Source organism: Microcystis sp. Msp_OC_L_20101000_S702, from assembly GCF_007095705.1.
GTDB lineage: Bacteria > Cyanobacteriota > Cyanobacteriia > Cyanobacteriales > Microcystaceae > Microcystis > Microcystis ichthyoblabe_A.
Map to the genome: position 1 here is coordinate 12,959 of NZ_SFBO01000037.1, position 16,922 is coordinate 29,880.

General features: G+C 42.1%; 15 protein-coding genes. 12 read left to right on the top strand and 3 right to left on the bottom strand.

Features of this window, described 5'->3' with window-relative positions; genetic code table 11:
• Nucleotides 1–98: 98 nt before the first annotated feature.
• Nucleotides 99–2,396, bottom strand: a complete 2,298-nt coding sequence (locus EWV60_RS04255; protein ID WP_002778270.1) for a RelA/SpoT family protein — start codon at nt 2,394–2,396, stop codon at nt 99–101.
• 221 nt (nt 2,397–2,617) lie between these two features.
• Between EWV60_RS04255 and patD the strand changes: the two genes are divergently transcribed.
• From patD to EWV60_RS04285, 6 genes are all read left to right on the top strand, one after another.
• Nucleotides 2,618–2,977 (top strand): heterocyst frequency control protein PatD, encoded by a 360-nt coding sequence (patD, locus tag EWV60_RS04260; RefSeq protein ID WP_002778268.1) that lies wholly within the window; start codon nt 2,618–2,620, stop codon nt 2,975–2,977.
• 264 nt (nt 2,978–3,241) lie between these two features.
• Nucleotides 3,242–4,867: an ABC transporter ATP-binding protein gene (locus EWV60_RS04265; RefSeq protein ID WP_287231186.1), complete on the top strand. Its 1,626-nt coding sequence runs from the start codon at nt 3,242–3,244 to the stop codon at nt 4,865–4,867.
• A gap of 55 nt (nt 4,868–4,922) precedes the next feature.
• Entirely contained in the window at nt 4,923–5,168 is a 246-nt protein-coding gene (locus EWV60_RS04270) for a hypothetical protein (protein ID WP_002738900.1), read from the top strand.
• Nucleotides 5,162–7,297: a glycosyltransferase gene (locus EWV60_RS04275; RefSeq protein ID WP_287231188.1), complete on the top strand. Its 2,136-nt coding sequence runs from the start codon at nt 5,162–5,164 to the stop codon at nt 7,295–7,297. Before EWV60_RS04270 ends, EWV60_RS04275 begins: the two co-directional genes overlap by 7 nt.
• Before the next feature lie 231 nt (nt 7,298–7,528).
• A complete protein-coding gene (locus EWV60_RS04280) occupies nt 7,529–8,494 on the top strand; it encodes a M48 family metallopeptidase (protein WP_016516590.1) in 966 nt (321 codons plus the stop codon).
• A 381-nt stretch (nt 8,495–8,875) separates the two neighbouring features.
• Nucleotides 8,876–9,142 carry a DUF6761 family protein gene (locus tag EWV60_RS04285; protein WP_002739044.1) on the top strand — a complete coding sequence of 89 codons (267 nt, stop codon included), beginning with the start codon at nt 8,876–8,878 and terminating at the stop codon, nt 9,140–9,142.
• Nucleotides 9,143–9,287: 145 nt separating this feature from the next.
• Here the strand turns inward: EWV60_RS04285 and dacB are convergent, their stop codons facing one another.
• A complete protein-coding gene (dacB, locus tag EWV60_RS04290; protein WP_002739413.1) occupies nt 9,288–10,178 on the bottom strand; it encodes a D-alanyl-D-alanine carboxypeptidase/D-alanyl-D-alanine endopeptidase in 891 nt (296 codons plus the stop codon).
• Between the two features lie 263 nt (nt 10,179–10,441).
• Here dacB and EWV60_RS04295 point away from each other — a divergent pair, with 263 nt between their 5' ends.
• Nucleotides 10,442–11,392, top strand: coding sequence for an ABC transporter ATP-binding protein (locus EWV60_RS04295; RefSeq protein ID WP_287231194.1), 951 nt, complete (start codon nt 10,442–10,444; stop codon nt 11,390–11,392).
• A 48-nt stretch (nt 11,393–11,440) separates the two neighbouring features.
• On the opposite strand, the gene EWV60_RS04300 is transcribed toward EWV60_RS04295, so the two are convergent.
• Nucleotides 11,441–12,073 carry a Uma2 family endonuclease gene (locus EWV60_RS04300; RefSeq protein WP_287231197.1) on the bottom strand — a complete coding sequence of 211 codons (633 nt, stop codon included), beginning with the start codon at nt 12,071–12,073 and terminating at the stop codon, nt 11,441–11,443.
• 220 nt (nt 12,074–12,293) lie between these two features.
• On the opposite strand from EWV60_RS04300, the gene EWV60_RS04305 reads away from it, so the two are divergent.
• From EWV60_RS04305 to trxB, 5 genes are all read left to right on the top strand, one after another.
• A complete protein-coding gene (locus EWV60_RS04305; RefSeq protein ID WP_002738991.1) occupies nt 12,294–13,487 on the top strand; it encodes a lipase family protein in 1,194 nt (397 codons plus the stop codon).
• A 42-nt stretch (nt 13,488–13,529) separates the two neighbouring features.
• Nucleotides 13,530–14,300, top strand: a complete 771-nt coding sequence (locus EWV60_RS04310; protein WP_002755415.1) for an HAD family hydrolase — start codon at nt 13,530–13,532, stop codon at nt 14,298–14,300.
• Nucleotides 14,301–14,434: 134 nt separating this feature from the next.
• Nucleotides 14,435–15,022: a Panacea domain-containing protein gene (locus EWV60_RS04315; RefSeq protein WP_002744910.1), complete on the top strand. Its 588-nt coding sequence runs from the start codon at nt 14,435–14,437 to the stop codon at nt 15,020–15,022.
• Nucleotides 14,994–15,371, top strand: coding sequence for a hypothetical protein (locus EWV60_RS04320; protein ID WP_002759689.1), 378 nt, complete (start codon nt 14,994–14,996; stop codon nt 15,369–15,371). The genes EWV60_RS04315 and EWV60_RS04320 overlap by 29 nt, the downstream gene beginning before the upstream one ends.
• A gap of 105 nt (nt 15,372–15,476) precedes the next feature.
• On the top strand, nt 15,477–16,835 hold the full coding sequence (gene trxB, locus EWV60_RS04325) for a thioredoxin-disulfide reductase (RefSeq protein ID WP_287231203.1): 1,359 nt from the start codon (nt 15,477–15,479) through the stop codon (nt 16,833–16,835).
• Nucleotides 16,836–16,922 lie beyond the last annotated feature (87 nt).

Here is a 16,922-nt window from a genome sequence, read left to right on the forward strand (position 1 = left end):
GATATTGCCCTCGTGGTTTTAGTCAGTGTCAGCATCCCACTTCCAAAGCTAAGGCGCTCCGGGGTTTGGGGGATATTAGCAGAAATTTTAGGTTTAACTTACTCTCGATCGCTTTTTACCTGACTGATGCGACGAACGTTTAAAACATCACTCATCAGCTTAATTTGAGTAACACAGCGTTCAAATTGTTGCAGGTCTTTTACTTCAATTTTCAGGGAAATTAAAGCGGGTTTACCGAAATTAGTCTTAACTCCGGCATTGCGAACGTTAATATTTTGGTCACTTAAACGAGAGAGAATATCTTTTAAAACCCCGACGCGATCAATCACTTCAATCTGAATATTTACTGGATAAGTTTGATAACGTCCCTGGTCATCTATAGGGTTCCAACTAACAGGAATTAAGCGTTCAGCTTCGGCTTTTTCCACATTCGAGCAGCCCTGACGGTGAATAACAATACCTTCCCCCGCATGGGCAACTATACCAGTAATATTTTCTCCGGGTAAAGGACAACAACAACCGGCCAAACGATAGACTAATCCCTCCACACCGGCGATCGGTGATTTACTGACGGGTAAAGCCCTTTGAACGGGAGAAGGTGGTAGAATCAATTGGGAATCAGTCAGGACATCGGGCGGATTTTTGACCGTTAAAATTTCCTGTTGATTTTTAACTGTTTCTTGCAGACGATTAACCACATTTTTTAGGGTAACTTCGCCGTAACCCAAAGCCGCCAATAAATCATCTACTGCCACATAATTGCACTGTTTAGCCACCGATTGCATTCGTTCCGATTTTAGCAGGGCATCGAAGCCAGTTTTACCTAATTCTTTCTCTAATAAATCACGACCTCGGCTAATATTTTCTTCTCGTCGTGATTTTTTGTACCATTGCCGGATGCGATTTCTGGCACTAGGAGTAACGACAAAATTTAACCAATCTAAACTAGGGTGACTATTTTTGCTGGTGAGAATTTCCACCAGATCACCATTTTGCAAGGGAGCATCAAGAACTGACCATTTACCATTAATTCTTGCCCCTTTCATCTGATTACCTACTTCGCTATGAATATGATAGGCAAAATCTACTGGTGTTGCACCTTGGGCCAGAGCCACCACATCACCTTTGGGGGTGAAAACATAGATATCTTCTTCAAAGAAATTATTTTTTAGGCCATCCATGTATTCTTGGCCATCTTTAAGGTCTTTTTGCCAGTCGAGCAGATTACGCAGCCAAGCGAATTTTTCATCCTCGGCGGTTAAAGTTGTCTGACTAGAACCGGTTTCTTTATACTTCCAATGGGCTGCAATACCGTATTCAGCAACATGGTGCATTTCTAGGGTGCGAATCTGCACTTCTAAGGGACGGGCATTTAAACCAACAACGGTGGTATGGAGGGATTGATAACGGTTAGCTTTTGGTAAACCGATATAGTCTTTAAAACGGTTGGGAATCGGAGTAAATTGATCGTGAACTACGGCTAAACAACGATAACATTCCTCTTTAGTTTCGACGATAATGCGGACGGCGGCGATATCATAAATCTGCTCGAATTCTTTACCCTGATTGTGCATTTTATGATAGATGCCGTAGAGATGTTTGGGGCGACCCTGTAAATCAAGAACTTTTATGCCAATTTCTTGCAATTTTTCCCGCAATGTGTTAACAACTGTTTCGATGCGGGACTCTCGATCGATACGCTTTTCCGATACCAATAACTGCACGGTGCGATAAGCATCGGGTTCGAGGTATTTAAAGCATAAATCCTCTAATTCCCATTTAAATCGCCCAATCCCTAAACGGTTAGCCAGAGGAGCAAAGATTTCTCTAGTTTCGAGGGCGATGCGTTGCTGCTGTTGCGGGTTGAGGTGTTCGAGGGTTTGCATATTGTGCAGGCGATCGGCTAATTTGACCACGATGACGCGGATATCTTGAGCCATCGCCAGGAACATTCGGCGAAAATTCTCCGCTTGCCGTTCAGTTTTGCTAGAAAAGTTGAATTTGGAGAGTTTTGTCACCGCTTCCACCAAATTACGCACCTCAACACCGAATCTAGCCTCGATTTCTTCGGGGGTGACTTCCGTATCTTCCACCACATCGTGAAGGAATCCCGCCGCGATCATTGCCCCATCACCCCCCAGATCCCGCAGTAATCCCGCTACAGCTATGGGATGGGCGATATAGGGTTCCCCGGATTTGCGATACTGGCCCTCGTGGAGTTTGTAGGCGAAATTAAAGGCCCGACAGATTAAATCGCTATCGGGATTCTGGGGGTCGTTTTCGTAGGTAATTAGGCATTCTTGCAGCCAATCGGGTAAAACTAACGCTTTTTTCGGTTCCGTGGCTCGGGGAAGGGCGGTGAGGGTTTCTGGTTGGGTGGCAGTGATGGCGTTCATGGTTGGATCGGGGGGATAATAGGGGTGGTGGAGACGGATAACTAGAAAATTATTAGGCCGAAGGGATGCCAGATTACTTAACTCTCTAACACTGGCATCGGATCGATCGGCGAAAAGGGCGGGATTCTTTTAAGTTTTTGTCTCTGGTCGGGAGGAGGACTTGCAACCGTGACGGCAAATCGTTAATCTTATGTAACAAATTCTAACGCGCTTTGTATTGGATGCTACCGACAAATTACCATCAAGCCTACAAATCTTTGTTAAGAAAACTGGAGGATTTCAGTCTTGCCCTTCTGGATGGGGATGCTTCCACGGGGTTACAATCTTTTCAAGCTTTACAAACCTGTCTAGAAGGGGAGATATTGTCACTAAATGATGACAATTTCAGCCCAGAGGTGGCTAATCGTTGGCGCACAGTCCAGACGGAACTATATCGATCGTGGCGATTGCTGGAGACGGACTGGTTATTTTTGGCCTCAGCCCGGCAAGGACGGGAGAAGCGTTTACAGATAATTAGCGAGCGAGTGGCGACTTTAAAGGGGTATTGTCAGGTTTTGTTAGGGTCAGTTGTCGATTACTGATTAAATGCTCGATCGCCGTTTGTGTGGCATACTTGACCCTAAGTAGGTAGGCGTTAAAAATTATCAGATGCCCCCCTTATCAAGGGGGATCCCCCCGCCTATCGGCACCCCCCTTATCAAGGGGGGCAGGGGGGATCGGCACCCCCCTTATCAAGGGGCACCCCCCTTATCAAGGGGGGCAGGGGGGATCAGAGGCAAAATCTATCTTCGATTTAATTATAACTACTTACTTAAGTCCTAACTTTTATCGTTACCGATCGCCTCATGTTGGAAATTAAAGACCTAAAAATTGCCTACCCGACCGAATTAAGTTCTCCCTCTTGGGCGATCGATGGGGTATCTTTGAGTATAGGCAAAGGGGAAACTCTGGGATTAGTGGGTGAATCTGGTTGTGGAAAATCGACCATCGGTAAGGCTATTTTAAGGTTATTACCTAATCGCACTCACGTGGAAGGTGAGATTACCTTTGAAGGGCGATCGCTTTTATCTTTGTCTAGCAAACAGTTGGAAAAGTTTCGCGGGGAAGCGGTGGGATTAGTCTTTCAAGATCCGATGACGCGACTGGATCCGCTGATGACTATTGGCGATCATTGTGTGGAAACTTTGCAAGCTCATCGACGAAATTTAACCTATCGTCAAGCTAAAAGTCAAGCTTGTACTGTCCTAGAAAAAGTAAAAATTCCCGCTAATCGTTGGTCCCAATATCCTCACGAATTTAGCGGAGGAATGCGGCAAAGAGTGGCCATTGCTTTAGCTTTATTATTAAACCCTAAGTTAATTATTGCCGATGAACCCACCACCAGTTTAGATGTGACGGTTTCGGCGGAAATTCTGCGGGAATTAAAGCGTTTATGTAGCGAGGAACAGATGGGATTATTGTTAATTTCCCATGATTTAGCGCTGGTGGGAGAATATTGCGATCGATTAGCGGTGATGAAGGGGGGCAAAATTGTCGAATCGGGAGCGGTAAAAACAGTTTTTAATACACCTGAACACCCCTACACCCGTTCTCTTTTAGCCGCCGCTTTACACCTACAGTTACGCGAGGAAAAATCAACAGCAATTCAAGGTAAAGAAACGGTGTTAAAGGTGGATAATTTAAAACAGTATTATACCCTAGAATGTAACTTTTTAGATGGTTTTTTCAAAAAAGAAAAGAAATTTATTAAAGCGGTGGATGAAGTCAATTTTGAACTGTATCGAGGGGAAATATTCGGTTTAGTTGGGGAGTCGGGGTGTGGGAAAAGTACCCTATCGCGAACCCTATTACAGTTAATTAAACCCACCGGGGGAAAAGTGGAATTTTTAGGAGAAGATTTAACCACTTTATCGGGGGAAAAAATGCGTCCCAAACGACGCTTAATGCAGATGATTTTTCAGGATCCCCTCGCTTGTCTCAATCCTCTAATGACGGTGGGAGAAAGTATCGCCGATCCGCTTTTTATCCATCAAAAAGTTAATCTAGAAACGGCTAAAAAACAGGTTTTAGAAATGTTAGATCGAGTCGGTTTGACACCGGTAGAGGAATTTTATCGACGCTATCCTAGAGAGTTATCGGGGGGACAACAGCAAAGGGTAGCCATTGCTCGCGCTTTAATTACTCGTCCAGAATTAGTTATTTGTGATGAACCGGTTAGTATGCTCGATGCTAGTGTTCAGACACAGGTTTTAGAGTTAATGTTAGAGTTACAAAAGTTATTTAATCTAACTTATTTATTTATAACTCATGATCTTTGGTTAGCGAGATTCCTCTGCGATCGAATTGCGGTGATGACTGCGGGTAAAATAGTTGAAATGGGTGACACTGAACAGATTTTTAGCCATCCCCAACACCCCTACACCCAAAAATTAATCGCCGCAGCCCCGAGAATTTATCCCGACAGCAACTAAAATCGCTCTAGGGGTTTATAATTGTTATTGTCTAGATATGGTTAGGAAAGACAAAATGGCCAGACAACTTCAGATAACTCTCCCTGAAGATACCATGCAACTTCTCGATCGATGGTTGGCGAGTAGTGATTATCCTGAAAAAGAATATAATAATTTAATTAATGAAGCGATTAAATTATATATTATGGAACCACAGAGAAACTACCTCAAGCAACAATTAAAGGAAGGAGCTATTGTTAGAGCAGAAAGAGATTTAAATTTAGCACAAGATTGGTTTTCTCCAGAGGAGTATTTATGGTAATAATGATTATTTTCAAAGTTAAAAAACTGCTGAAAAAATTTGTCTTTAGTCTCCAGGAGGAAGGATGGAAACCAGCACTGAAAAAGACGAAACGAAAAATTATCAAAATTCTCACAGGAAAGAGTTCCTCTGAATTTGAAGAACAGGTGATCGAAAGTGCTAAACTAGCTGAACCCCGACCCCTAGAAATTGCCAGTAGTGATGATCCTTTAGTCTCGATTATTATTCCTGCTTATAACCAATTTGCCTACACCTTTAACTGTTTGGAATCCTTGAGTGTTAACTTAAGTTCTGATTTAGCTTATGAAATAATCATTGTTAATGATGCTTCCACTGATGACACCTTAGAACAATTAGCCACTTTAGTTAAAGGAATTAAAGTATTAACTAATGCAGAGAACTCTGGTTTTATTCGTTCCTGTAATTATGGAGCTAGTCAAGCAAAAGGTCAATACCTATATTTTCTCAATAACGACACTCGTATTCTGGAAAATTGTCTAGAAAGTTTATTAAAATTAATTGTCAATAATCCCCAAGTTGGTGCGGTGGGTTCTAAGTTAATTTATGCTAATAGTAAACAACAAGAAGCGGGGGGAATTATCTGGAATTCTGCCGATGGTTGGAATTATGGACGCTTAGATAGTCCCGATGAACCAGAATATAATTATGTGCGTCCCGTGGACTATTGTTCGGGGGCCAGTTTATTAGTTCCTACAGATTTATTTAAGCAATTGGGTGGTTTTTGTCAAGACTTTATCCCCGCATATTACGAAGATACAGACTTATGTTTTGCCATCCGAGAATTGGGTTATCAAGTCCTCTATCAACCCCAATCTAACGTTATTCACTACGAAGGAATCACCTCGGGAACAGACCTTTCCAGTGGGATCAAACAATATCAAGTTATTAATCAAACTAAGTTTCGAGAAAAATGGTCAAAGGTATTAACTAAACACCTGGATAACGATGCTAATAATGTACCGAAAGCTGCCCGACGTTTACAAGGAAACCCGACAATTTTAGTCATTGACTCCTACGTTCCACTATACGATCGAGAATCCGGCTGTGTGCGTTTATTAAATATTCTTAAGCTACTGCTCAATTTAGGCTATTCAGTGATTTTCTTTCCCGATAATGGCTATCCTGAACAACCCTATACTTCCGTCCTACAACAGCTGGGAATTGAGGTTATTTATGGCACACCGCAAAGATATAATCTAGAAGAAAAATTAATCAAATATTTACCTCTGATCGATGGAGTTTGGTTGTGTCGTCCCGAATTGTGCGATAAGTATATGGACTTAATTCGCTTAAAAACAAAAGTGCCAATTATTTATGATACAATTGACCTGCATTTTCTGCGTTTAAAACGGCAAAAAGACTATCTCGATCCCAGTTATCAAAATACTAGCTGGAGTTGGGAAACCTATCAGAAATTAGAGTTAAACTATGCTAATCAAGCGGAAGCAACCGTGGTAGTAACGGAAGACGAAAAGCAAGTTTTATCCTCTTTAGGAGTGAAAAATGTTTGGGTAATCCCCAATATCCATGAAGAAATTTACCTGTCAGAAAAAGTTGCTTTTGACCAGCGATCGGGTTTAGTATTTATTGGTAGCTACAATCACCCTCCTAACATTGATGCAGTTAAGTGGTTATGTTTAGAAATTATGCCCTTAGTTTGGGCATCCCGTCCCGATATTACCGTTAATTTATTGGGAAGTAACCTCAAGGATGAAGTAAAAGAATTAGCCAGTGATCAAGTAGTTGTCACCGGTTATGTTCCCGAAGTAGAACTCTATTTTCAAAAGAGTCGTGTTTTTGTCGCTCCCCTGCGATTTGGTGCGGGAATGAAGGGTAAAATAGGTCAAAGTCTTTCCCTAGGATTACCCACTATTACCACAAGAATTGGTGCCGAAGGTATGGGATTAATTGACCACCAGGATGTTTTAATTGCCGATACTGCCGAGGAATTTGCCCAAGCAGTGATCGAACTCTATGATAATAGGGAATTGTGGCAAAAACTCGCCGATAATTCCCTAGAAACTATTAAGAGATACCAACCCGCTACCGTGCAAACTAACCTACAAGCTTTGTTATCTAATCTAGGAATTATTGCTAAGGATAGTTAACAAGAAAAAAGCTCATTTCTCCCACAGGTCTATTCTATGTCACCAAAATCAACTCTAGAATCAGCAATTTTGCAGAGTTAAAAACCTATTGAGAAAGTCGGAGTTCTCTAGAAGTAGTTCCCGACTATAACCCCCTCACTTCTCTCGAAAAATTTGGCAAGAAAAACTCAAAAACTTGGCAATTAATACCCGTTTATTTCTGATTAACGACTCCTTTCTCCTTGAAAAAATATGCCAACTTATCCTGATATCTCCAGTCAAGCTTTTAAACATCCCCTAGATCAGCAAGCTGAACAGGCCTTAAGATCAGTTCCGGGGTTTGATTTATTAGCGAAAAGTTTTTCCGAATATCTCTATGAACGTCCCCAACAAATTTTATTAATGGGCAATGATTTAAAAGTTGGTCCTCGTCAATACGCCACTTTATACGGCATCTATCGCGAATGTCTGCGGGATTTAGATATGTTCCCAGAACCGAATCTTTATGTCAGTCAAAACCCTTTAGCCAATGCCTATTCTTTGGGTTCAGAACATCCCTATATAGTCTTTAATACTGCTCTTTTAGACCTCTTAGATGAAGAAGAAATTCGAGTAATTCTTGCCCACGAATTAGGTCATTTAAAATGCGATCATAGTATTTTGATTCAAATGTCTTTTTGGGTGATGGGGGCGGCTAATTTTCTTGGGGACATCACTTTAGGACTAGGAAAAGCCATTACTACTGGTCTAGTTTATGCCTTTTATGAATGGCGCAGAAAAGCCGAATTATCGGCAGACAGGGCCGCTTTATTAGTTACCGATGATTTAAATTTAGTCCTGAGAACTTTAATGAAATGTGCAGGAGGAAGCCAAAAATACCTGCATGAATGCAACTTAGAAGAATTTATTCGCCAAGGAGAAGCCTATCGACAATTAGACCAAGATAACTTAAACCAGATTTATAAATTTATCATTTATAATGGTGGGAATGGTTCCTTTTTAACTCATCCTTTTTCCGTGGAAAGAATCCAGTATCTACAGCAATGGTTTAACTCGGAATCCTATCGTCAAATTCGCTGGGGAAACTATGCCAAAATAGGGGTAAAAAGCTCAATTAATGTTGATGCTAATGATAGCGAAAGCGAAAGATTGCAGCGACAAATAGCAGAACTACAAGCACAAATTGAACGGGCAAAAAGACAAAGAAACCACGAATAATCTATAAAAGTCCATAACTCAGCCAAATCAGCCAAATTAACGGAAAAAGTCGCTCTTGCTGGGTTAGCAGTCCATAAGCCACCAAAATTACTAACTAGGGCTGGCTGAATAAGTCTAAAACCCTTGTTGGATAAGACTTTTAGACTTTTTTTCCATCAAAAAGTGCTGGCCATTGCAGTGGTCGGGGGGAAATTTTCGCTACTTTTTCCCTGAAAATGGGTAAAACCCCACACCCCTCACCCTTTACTGATCACTGAAAATTCCCTCGCCTGTGTTTTGCCGATTTGGTGGGTACAATAGAGATATCGGGGACGGAAGCAATTCTCCCTACGATGATCCATAAACACTTACCCCCACTCTCTTTTTTTTGTTCTACTGCCCATGCTCCAAGATACCCAATCCATTCGTTACTATCAAAGACTAACCGATGACATGGTGGATCTTTGGCACCGTGGCTCGCGTTTTGATGAGATCCGGCTATACGTTGAAGGCTATTTAGCCTGTTTACGCGATTCTAGTTCCATAGAACCCTATCTGATTCATCGTCTCGAAGAAGAAATATTTCGTTTTCTGCGAGATCCTTCTAATTTTGAATATCTCTCCCCCCAAACCCAAACCCAAACTGAAGCAGATTATGGCTATTATTAACCCCATCTCGGGTTAAGGGAATTTGGCCATCAGTTCCGCAAAAAAAATCGGATTGACTCGCGAGAATCGCCCCGGGATTAGACCTCTTGCATAGAGAAGAATTCAGGAGTTAGGAGTCGGGAGACAGGGGATTTTTAGCAGATGTCTACTGAGCTTGACAGGAACGAGATTCGGTCATCTGTAGAACAATAGTATCGATCGCTTTCACCAGAGCCTGTCCGGAAACCCGTTGATTATTAACGATAATGCTAAATAACATCGGTTCTTGGTTGGGGTTTTCTAGATAACCCGATAGGGCCCGCACACCGGTGAGAGTGCCAGTTTTAGCGTAAACTGTGCCAGTAGCGGCCGTCTGACGCATTCGGTTTCTCAGGGTGCCACTAATTCCCGCTACCGGTAAGGAAGCATAGAAAGTATCGCGATTAGGAGAATAATACATCACCCGCAAAATTTCCACGATCGAGCGGGGAGTAGCATTATTACGGCGGGATAATCCCGAACCATCAGCTAAACGAAAACCACTGGGATCGATGCCCAATTGTGCCAAGATGGCAGTAACACTTTTAGAACCGCCGATAAAGCGAAAAAGAGTGTCAGCGTAGAAATTATTACTTCTCTGATTAGTGATATTCACCCAATCGCGCAGGGATTTTTTTTGAATTGTCGTTTCCGGGTTCATCGCTTGTAAAGCGGCAGCCGTGGTAAATAACTTTGTATTAGAAGCAGGGATAAAATAGCGATCGGCGTTATGACTATAAATAACCGTTTGGCGATCGATAGATTCGATTAATATACCCCACTGATTGGGAGCTTGACTGATAATTTTATCGATATTTGCCCCAATCAATTGAGTACAGGTATTATTATTGGTGTTATTGTTTTCTGGCGGGGGAACGTATAATTCGATGGATTCGTTCGACGAGGAAGGAGCGGGATAAACAGACAGATTAACTTGAGCGATGCTGGGGTAAGCCAAGGCGATAGTGGCTACACTGGCCACTGTCAGGGAATTGAGGCAATTGAGGAGTTGTTTCATGCTGTGTTTGTGTAAGCGTTCGCACTATTGTACCAGTTGCCGCTCAAGTGTCAACGTTATCTGTCTAACAGATTTTAGCCGCTAATGCACACCAATGCCAGAGAAGAAAGCTGGCAATAGCCCAGAACTGCACTGATACCGCTTCTCAACACCAGTTGGAATTTTTCTGGGTTCCAAAACTGGGCTATTTTGATACCGTTGACATTACTGCTGACAATTTGGGGATAATAAAGGCAAAGTGTCGGAGAGATGATTCCAAAACAATGACGAATACCAGCCGTCAAACGGTGCTAGAGACGTTAAACTTACAAAAAACTTATCGGACGGGATTCTGGTTAAATAAGAAAATCGAATCCTTGAAAAACTGTACTTTAATTGTCCATGAGGGCGAAACCTTTGGATTATTAGGCCCGAACGGGGCCGGCAAAACCACACTCTTAAAAACCCTTTTGGGGATTGTCCGACCCACTTCTGGACGGGCCTTGATTCTCGGTCAGCCAATTGGCGATCGCTCGGTCAGGCAACGCATCGGCTATCTTCCTGAAAATGCCTACTACTACGACTATCTCACCGGCTGGGAATTCCTGCAATTAATCGCCAGCATTTTTCAAATTCCCTCTTCTGTGCAGAAAAAACGCATTCCTGAATTATTGGATTTAGTGGGATTAGACCGCAAAACTGCCCAGAAAAAGCAATTGCGTCAATATTCTAAGGGTATGATGCAACGGATCGGTATAGCTCAAGCATTAATCAATGATCCAGAATTAGTCTTTCTCGATGAACCGATGTCGGGACTGGACCCTATCGGTCGCTATCAGGTGCGAGAAATTATTCACTCCCTCAAACAACAGGGGAAAACCATCTTTTTTAACTCTCATATTCTCTCCGATGTGGAACAAATTTGCGATCGCATTGCCCTGTTGGCCCGGGGAGAATTACTCTGTGTCGGTTCCCTCGACCAAATTCTCGGTCGTGCTGATGTCTATCAGGTGATTGTTCAAGGTGGTGGGGAGGAGCAACTACAGCAATGGCTCCTCGGTTTGCATTGGCGCGATAATTGTTGGCACGGACAACTACAGGGAGAACCCGATGCTTTTCTGGCTGCCCTGTCTAGTATGGATGTTCGCTTGATCAGTCTTAATTTAGCTCGTGCTTCCCTGGAAGAATTTTTTATCGACCAATTACGTCAGCGCGGTATTACCTCTAGTCAATAGGCACTCTCAGAGCAAATCCGTTTTTAATAGTAGCCAAGAAACATCCTCTCAGATTTGGTCGGGATTAATGCCCAATTCCCGCAGTTTATTGGCTAATCTTTCCGCTCGTTGTTTTTCCTCGTTATAGCTGGTGAAAGCTTGTCCATCGGGATAAAAAAGCAACATTTCTGGTTCCCCCAACTGAAAACGAATACCTAAACGGGGACTAACCCAATTATCGAGAGTTTCCAGAATTTCTAGCTGATTTTTCCCTCTTATCCAACCACTGCCATCATTTTTATGGGGATCATAAAGATAATACTCCTCGACCCCATAACGCTGATAAAATAGCTGTTTTTTGGCCATTTCCGTGAGGGTGTTACCCGGAGAGAGGATTTCAAAAACCACCTGGGGACTAACGTTATTTTCTAGCCATTGTCGATAGGAACCTCTTTCCCCTTTTGGTCTTCCAAAAACCACCATGATATCCGGCGCTTGACGCAGTTTATTATCATTTTCCACGGGATACCAAAGTAAATCCCCCGCAACAAAGACATCAGACTGCTCGCGAAATAGCCAGTCTAAATTAGTTTTAATTGTTGTGATCCAACGAAATTGCTGGGTATTATCGGCCATAGGTTGACTATCGCTATCGGGGTAGATAATTTCAGTGACGTTAGTTTTATCTAGTTGTGAAACCATAAGACTAAGTTAAAAGGGAAAAATATAATTATATAATAGCGGGCATTTGTATTATATGGCAATTCCTAGGCTGGGTTAGCAAGGCCTAAGCGACCATCTCTTGACAAATCGCATTAATTAATTATATATTACTATATCTCGCTCCATCCTGATATTTTTCTGAAGCTAGAAGGGTATATTAAGAGAGATTCCGATCACCGCTTATTGAGATAAATCTATTATGCTGATTTACTTTATTCATGGAGTGGCCACAAGAGACGCTAGTTATGCCAATAAATTAATTAAACTAATTGAAGAAGAATGTAAACGCAAAAATCAGATTATTCCCTACTGTTATGCAGGATTTTGGGGAAATGTTCTCAAAGGAACCGAAAAATTATGGCGAGATATAGACCAAGAATTACAGACACAAAAACAGAAAAATAGTAATTTTAACCCCGAGCAATCCTTTCGCTATCAAAATTTTAGAAAAGAGTATTTATCTTATTTTATCGGTGACGCATTTAGCTATTTAGGCAGCGATCGAGGAAAACAAATTCGCCGCATTATTGCCGACCAATTAATCGATCTTGTTCAAGCTTATCCCCAGGAAACCGAATTACATATAGTCGCCCATTCTTTGGGTACTGTAATCCTTTGGGATCTGTTATTTTCTGAGCGTTTTGATCCTAAAGATCCCGCTCATGAAATTCGTGATCTTATCGGTAAAGAACGGGGCAAAGTTTCCCTATCTAGTGTAACAACAATGGGTTCACCGATCCCATTTTTAAATTTAACTTTAGGCATTGATACCAATCAAATTGAAAAATTTATTAGCCAGCATCAAGGCCAGCGTTTGCGCTGGAATAATCTGATCAATTCCTCCGATATTATTGCTTATCCAATTCGTCCTCTTTTTGATTCTATAAACGATGTATCCAAGATTTTGATAAGCGATTATTATCTAGAAGCGACCAGCAATATTTTTGATTCTGTAGAAATTGCTGCCGTTGTCTTAAATTCCCTTAATGCTCATACCTATTACCTAGCATCAGATAAAGTGGCTAAAAATATCGTAGAGACAATTTATTTTAATCAGCAGGATTATAATCATGGTAATAGTTACAGTCATAACACTTGTGTTGCTCTTGCCATAGAAAGAATAGCCAAAATATCTGGGGTGACTAAAGATGTGGTAAAAATGAAACCTTTAAAAGAAAAAATATTACTAGAAGGTAAATTCAAAGATGCCAGTGGTTATATTTATTTAAGCTCAGATTTATATCGTGTGCATCATGTTTATATACAGGACAATCATCAAAATATTGTATATGCTGTATATGTGGGTTGGATTCATGTAGAGGGACTGAAAAATTCTGTCACCGAAATCATCAGACAGCTATGTTATGTCAACGATGAAGCAAAGAATAGCTAATAGCTGCGCTATACTGCCATTATTGAGATTAAACCAGCATTTATGAATCAATCCCCCCGTATTCTAGCACTCGATTTTGATGGTGTTCTTTGTGATGGCATGATCGAGTATTTTCAGATTAGCAAACGCACCTATGAAACCCTTTGGCCGGAAATAATTCCCGAGGATTTTTTCCCGAGGTTTTCGCAACTTCGTCCCGTTATCGAAACCGGTTGGGAAATGCCTTTACTGTTGCGATCGCTCGTTCTCGATATTCCCGACGAGGAAGCTTTAAATAATTGGCCGTTAATTCGGCAAAATCTGCTAGAAAGGGAGAAAATAGCGAAAAAAGTTCTCTCAAATGCTCTCGATGGTCTTAGGGATCAATGGATTGAGTCGGATCTAGAGTCTTGGTTAACTTTACACCGATTTTATCAACCCGCGATCGATCGCCTGGACTCTCTTTTAGACTCGGATTTTTTGGTTTATATTATCACTACAAAAGAAAGTCGTTTTGTCAAGCAATTGTTACAAAAAGTAGCAATTAATTTTCCCGCAGCGAGATTAATTGGCAAGGAAATTAAACAGCCAAAATACCTGACTATTCAGCAAATACTGGCTAATTTACCCGAATCTCCCGCTAATTTGTGGTTTGTCGAGGATCGTCTCGATGCGTTGGAATTAGTGGAGCAACAAGCAGATTTAAAGGATGTGGGCTTATATTTAGCCGATTGGGGATATAATACGGCTCAAATGCGCCAAAAAGTCGCTCAAGATACCCGCATTAAACTGTTATCCCTATCTCAATTTGCGGCAGACTTTACCCACTGGTAGAGTCAGTGACGAGGAATATTAAAACTTCCCCCATTACCCCATGAGCATTGTTAAGCTTTCTTCATACACTTGTACTAATTTTCAATTTCTTCTACAATGGTCATAGGTCGATATTCCAAAAATTTTGTGGAGCTATGATTGACTGCCTGACTGTGGCTCGCTACTTTATTATCAGAGCTTACGAGGATGGTATAGACGCTGAAATGACTAATATGAAAGTCCAAAAGCTTTTATATTATGCACAGAGCTTGCATTTGGCCCTATACGATGAACCATTGTTTAAGGAGGAAATTCAAGCATGGCGTTACGGTCCGGTTTGTCCTGCTGCTTATAAGTTCTACAGTGATTTTGAGGCTAAACAATTACCAATTCCTCGCCAAGAATCCTTGTCTGGGCTGCCATCGGAGAAAAAAGAACTTTTAGAAGAAATTTGGCAATATTTCGGTAACTACCACGCCTATAGGTTGAGTGATATGACTCACGCAGAATTTCCCTGGAAAAAGGCTCGTAAAGGTCTGCCACCAGAAGAAAGTTCCACAGAGCCAATTCTCCTTGATGATATGAAAGCATTAGGTTATCAAAAGCTTGATTTGATAGAACAGGAACATCCGGCCTACAAAGCAGCCATGTCTGAAGTTTTGAAGGAAGCATTGGCGACGGAATCTTCTCATCCTATTGGGAAAGGAGAAGTGCATGACTGGCTCAATTCCCTTCTCGATTGAATCTTCTGACAACTTCGAGCGCTCTTTCAAAAAACTGGCAAAAGTTCACAAAAATAGCTTTGTTGAACTTATTACCAAAACTTTAGAAGATTTAATCGACGACCAATATCCCCATAACTCCCGCCAGGAACCTCTACCGGGGAAAATTCAGTTGCCGGAAGGCTGGACTTTTCACAAGCTCGATATCCGGGTTTCAAAAGGTGCTGCGGGGCAAATTAGATTAATGTATTTGGTGAGCGCGACTACCTACACAATTAAACTGGTTTGGATTTACAGCCATGAGCAGTTTGTCAAACGTCCTGCTGATGCCGATTTAAAAGCTATTATCCGAGATATTCTGGATTTTTAGGCAGAAATCTACTTCTTGCTGGGTTAGGACGCATATGACACAGATAACCAGTAACTGATTCTGCTATACTAAAAAGCGTAGTCGTTATGAGTTGCATTTACGGTTATGACTGTCGAGAATTTAGTCGTTATTGGTTCGGGACCCGCGGGATATACGGCGGCGATTTATGCGGCGCGTGCGAACTTAAAACCCTTGATGTTTGAGGGTTTCCAAGCGGGAGGCATTCCGGGGGGACAACTGATGACCACCACAGAAGTAGAAAATTTCCCCGGTTTTCCCGAAGGAATCACCGGTCCGAAGCTGATGGAAAGAATGAAGGAACAGGCCGAAAGATGGGGGACCCAATGCTATACCGAAGATGTTATCTCGGTGGATTTAAGTCAGCGTCCTTTTACCATTCGTTCCACGGACCGGGAAGTGAAGGCTAATAGTATTATTATCGCCACGGGAGCCACTGCCAAACGCTTAGGATTACCCAGCGAGGCCCAATTCTGGAGTAACGGCATTTCCGCTTGTGCTATCTGTGACGGTGCTACACCGATATTTAGAGAGGAAAACCTGGCCGTCATTGGTGGCGGTGACTCGGCGGCAGAAGAAGCCGTATATTTAACTAAATACGGCTCTCACGTCCATTTATTAATTCGCGGGGAAGCGATGCGTGCCTCGAAAGCAATGCAGGACCGGGTGTTAAATAATCCGAAAGTTACCGTTCATTTTCACACCCAAGCACTGGATGTATTCGGTACAGACAGTAAAATGGCAGGATTACGCATTAAAAACTCGCAAACGGGAGAAATCAGTGAATTAGCCGTTAGAGGGTTATTTTATGCCGTCGGTCACACTCCCAATACTTCCCTATTCCAAGGACAACTAGAATTAGACGAGGTGGGTTATGTGAAAGTCAAACCGGGGACTGTTGCTACCAGCGTCGAGGGGGTTTTTGCCGCAGGAGACGTACAGGACCACGAATACCGTCAGGCCATCACCGCCGCAGGTACGGGGTGTATGGCGGCGTTATTGGCAGAAAGATGGTTATCGGAGCATAATTTAATCCAAGAATACCGTCAATCAGCCACTTCTGAACATTACGAGACGAAAACCGTTAGCGAAACCCCGGCCGATACGGAGGAAACTTTTGATATTAACAAAACCCGTCACGTTGGGGGTTATGCTTTGCGGAAATTATTCCACGACGGCGATCGCTTGTTAATGGTAAAATATGTTTCTCCCACCTGTGGCCCCTGTAAAACCCTGAAACCGATTTTAGATAAAGTGGTCGATGAGTACGATGGCAAAATTTATTTTGTGGAAATTGACATCGAAGCTGACCCGGAAATTGCCAAAATGGGTCAAGTAACTGGGACTCCCACGGTACAATTCTTTAAGGACCGGGAATTAGTCAAGGAAATGCGCGGAGTCAAACAAAAAAGCGATTTTCGTCAAGTAATTGAAAGTTATCAATAATCAGTTATCAGTTATCAGTTATCAGTTATCAGATGTGAGTTTTGAGTTTACTGTTTACTGAAAAAGCTCCCCACACCCCACACCCCA

Bases quoted from the DNA above. Each gene is read 5' to 3' on its own strand.
- EWV60_RS04255 (WP_002778270.1), bottom strand. From the start codon at position 2,396: ATGAACGCCATCACTGCCACCCAACCAGAAACCCTCACCGCCCTTCCC.
- patD (WP_002778268.1), top strand. From the start codon at position 2,618: ATGCTACCGACAAATTACCATCAAGCCTACAAATCTTTGTTAAGAAAA.
- EWV60_RS04265 (WP_287231186.1), top strand. From the start codon at position 3,242: ATGTTGGAAATTAAAGACCTAAAAATTGCCTACCCGACCGAATTAAGT.
- EWV60_RS04270 (WP_002738900.1), top strand. From the start codon at position 4,923: ATGGCCAGACAACTTCAGATAACTCTCCCTGAAGATACCATGCAACTT.
- EWV60_RS04275 (WP_287231188.1), top strand. From the start codon at position 5,162: ATGGTAATAATGATTATTTTCAAAGTTAAAAAACTGCTGAAAAAATTT.
- EWV60_RS04280 (WP_016516590.1), top strand. From the start codon at position 7,529: ATGCCAACTTATCCTGATATCTCCAGTCAAGCTTTTAAACATCCCCTA.
- EWV60_RS04285 (WP_002739044.1), top strand. From the start codon at position 8,876: ATGCTCCAAGATACCCAATCCATTCGTTACTATCAAAGACTAACCGAT.
- dacB (WP_002739413.1), bottom strand. From the start codon at position 10,178: ATGAAACAACTCCTCAATTGCCTCAATTCCCTGACAGTGGCCAGTGTA.
- EWV60_RS04295 (WP_287231194.1), top strand. From the start codon at position 10,442: ATGACGAATACCAGCCGTCAAACGGTGCTAGAGACGTTAAACTTACAA.
- EWV60_RS04300 (WP_287231197.1), bottom strand. From the start codon at position 12,073: ATGGTTTCACAACTAGATAAAACTAACGTCACTGAAATTATCTACCCC.
- EWV60_RS04305 (WP_002738991.1), top strand. From the start codon at position 12,294: ATGCTGATTTACTTTATTCATGGAGTGGCCACAAGAGACGCTAGTTAT.
- EWV60_RS04310 (WP_002755415.1), top strand. From the start codon at position 13,530: ATGAATCAATCCCCCCGTATTCTAGCACTCGATTTTGATGGTGTTCTT.
- EWV60_RS04315 (WP_002744910.1), top strand. From the start codon at position 14,435: ATGATTGACTGCCTGACTGTGGCTCGCTACTTTATTATCAGAGCTTAC.
- EWV60_RS04320 (WP_002759689.1), top strand. From the start codon at position 14,994: ATGACTGGCTCAATTCCCTTCTCGATTGAATCTTCTGACAACTTCGAG.
- trxB (WP_287231203.1), top strand. From the start codon at position 15,477: ATGACTGTCGAGAATTTAGTCGTTATTGGTTCGGGACCCGCGGGATAT.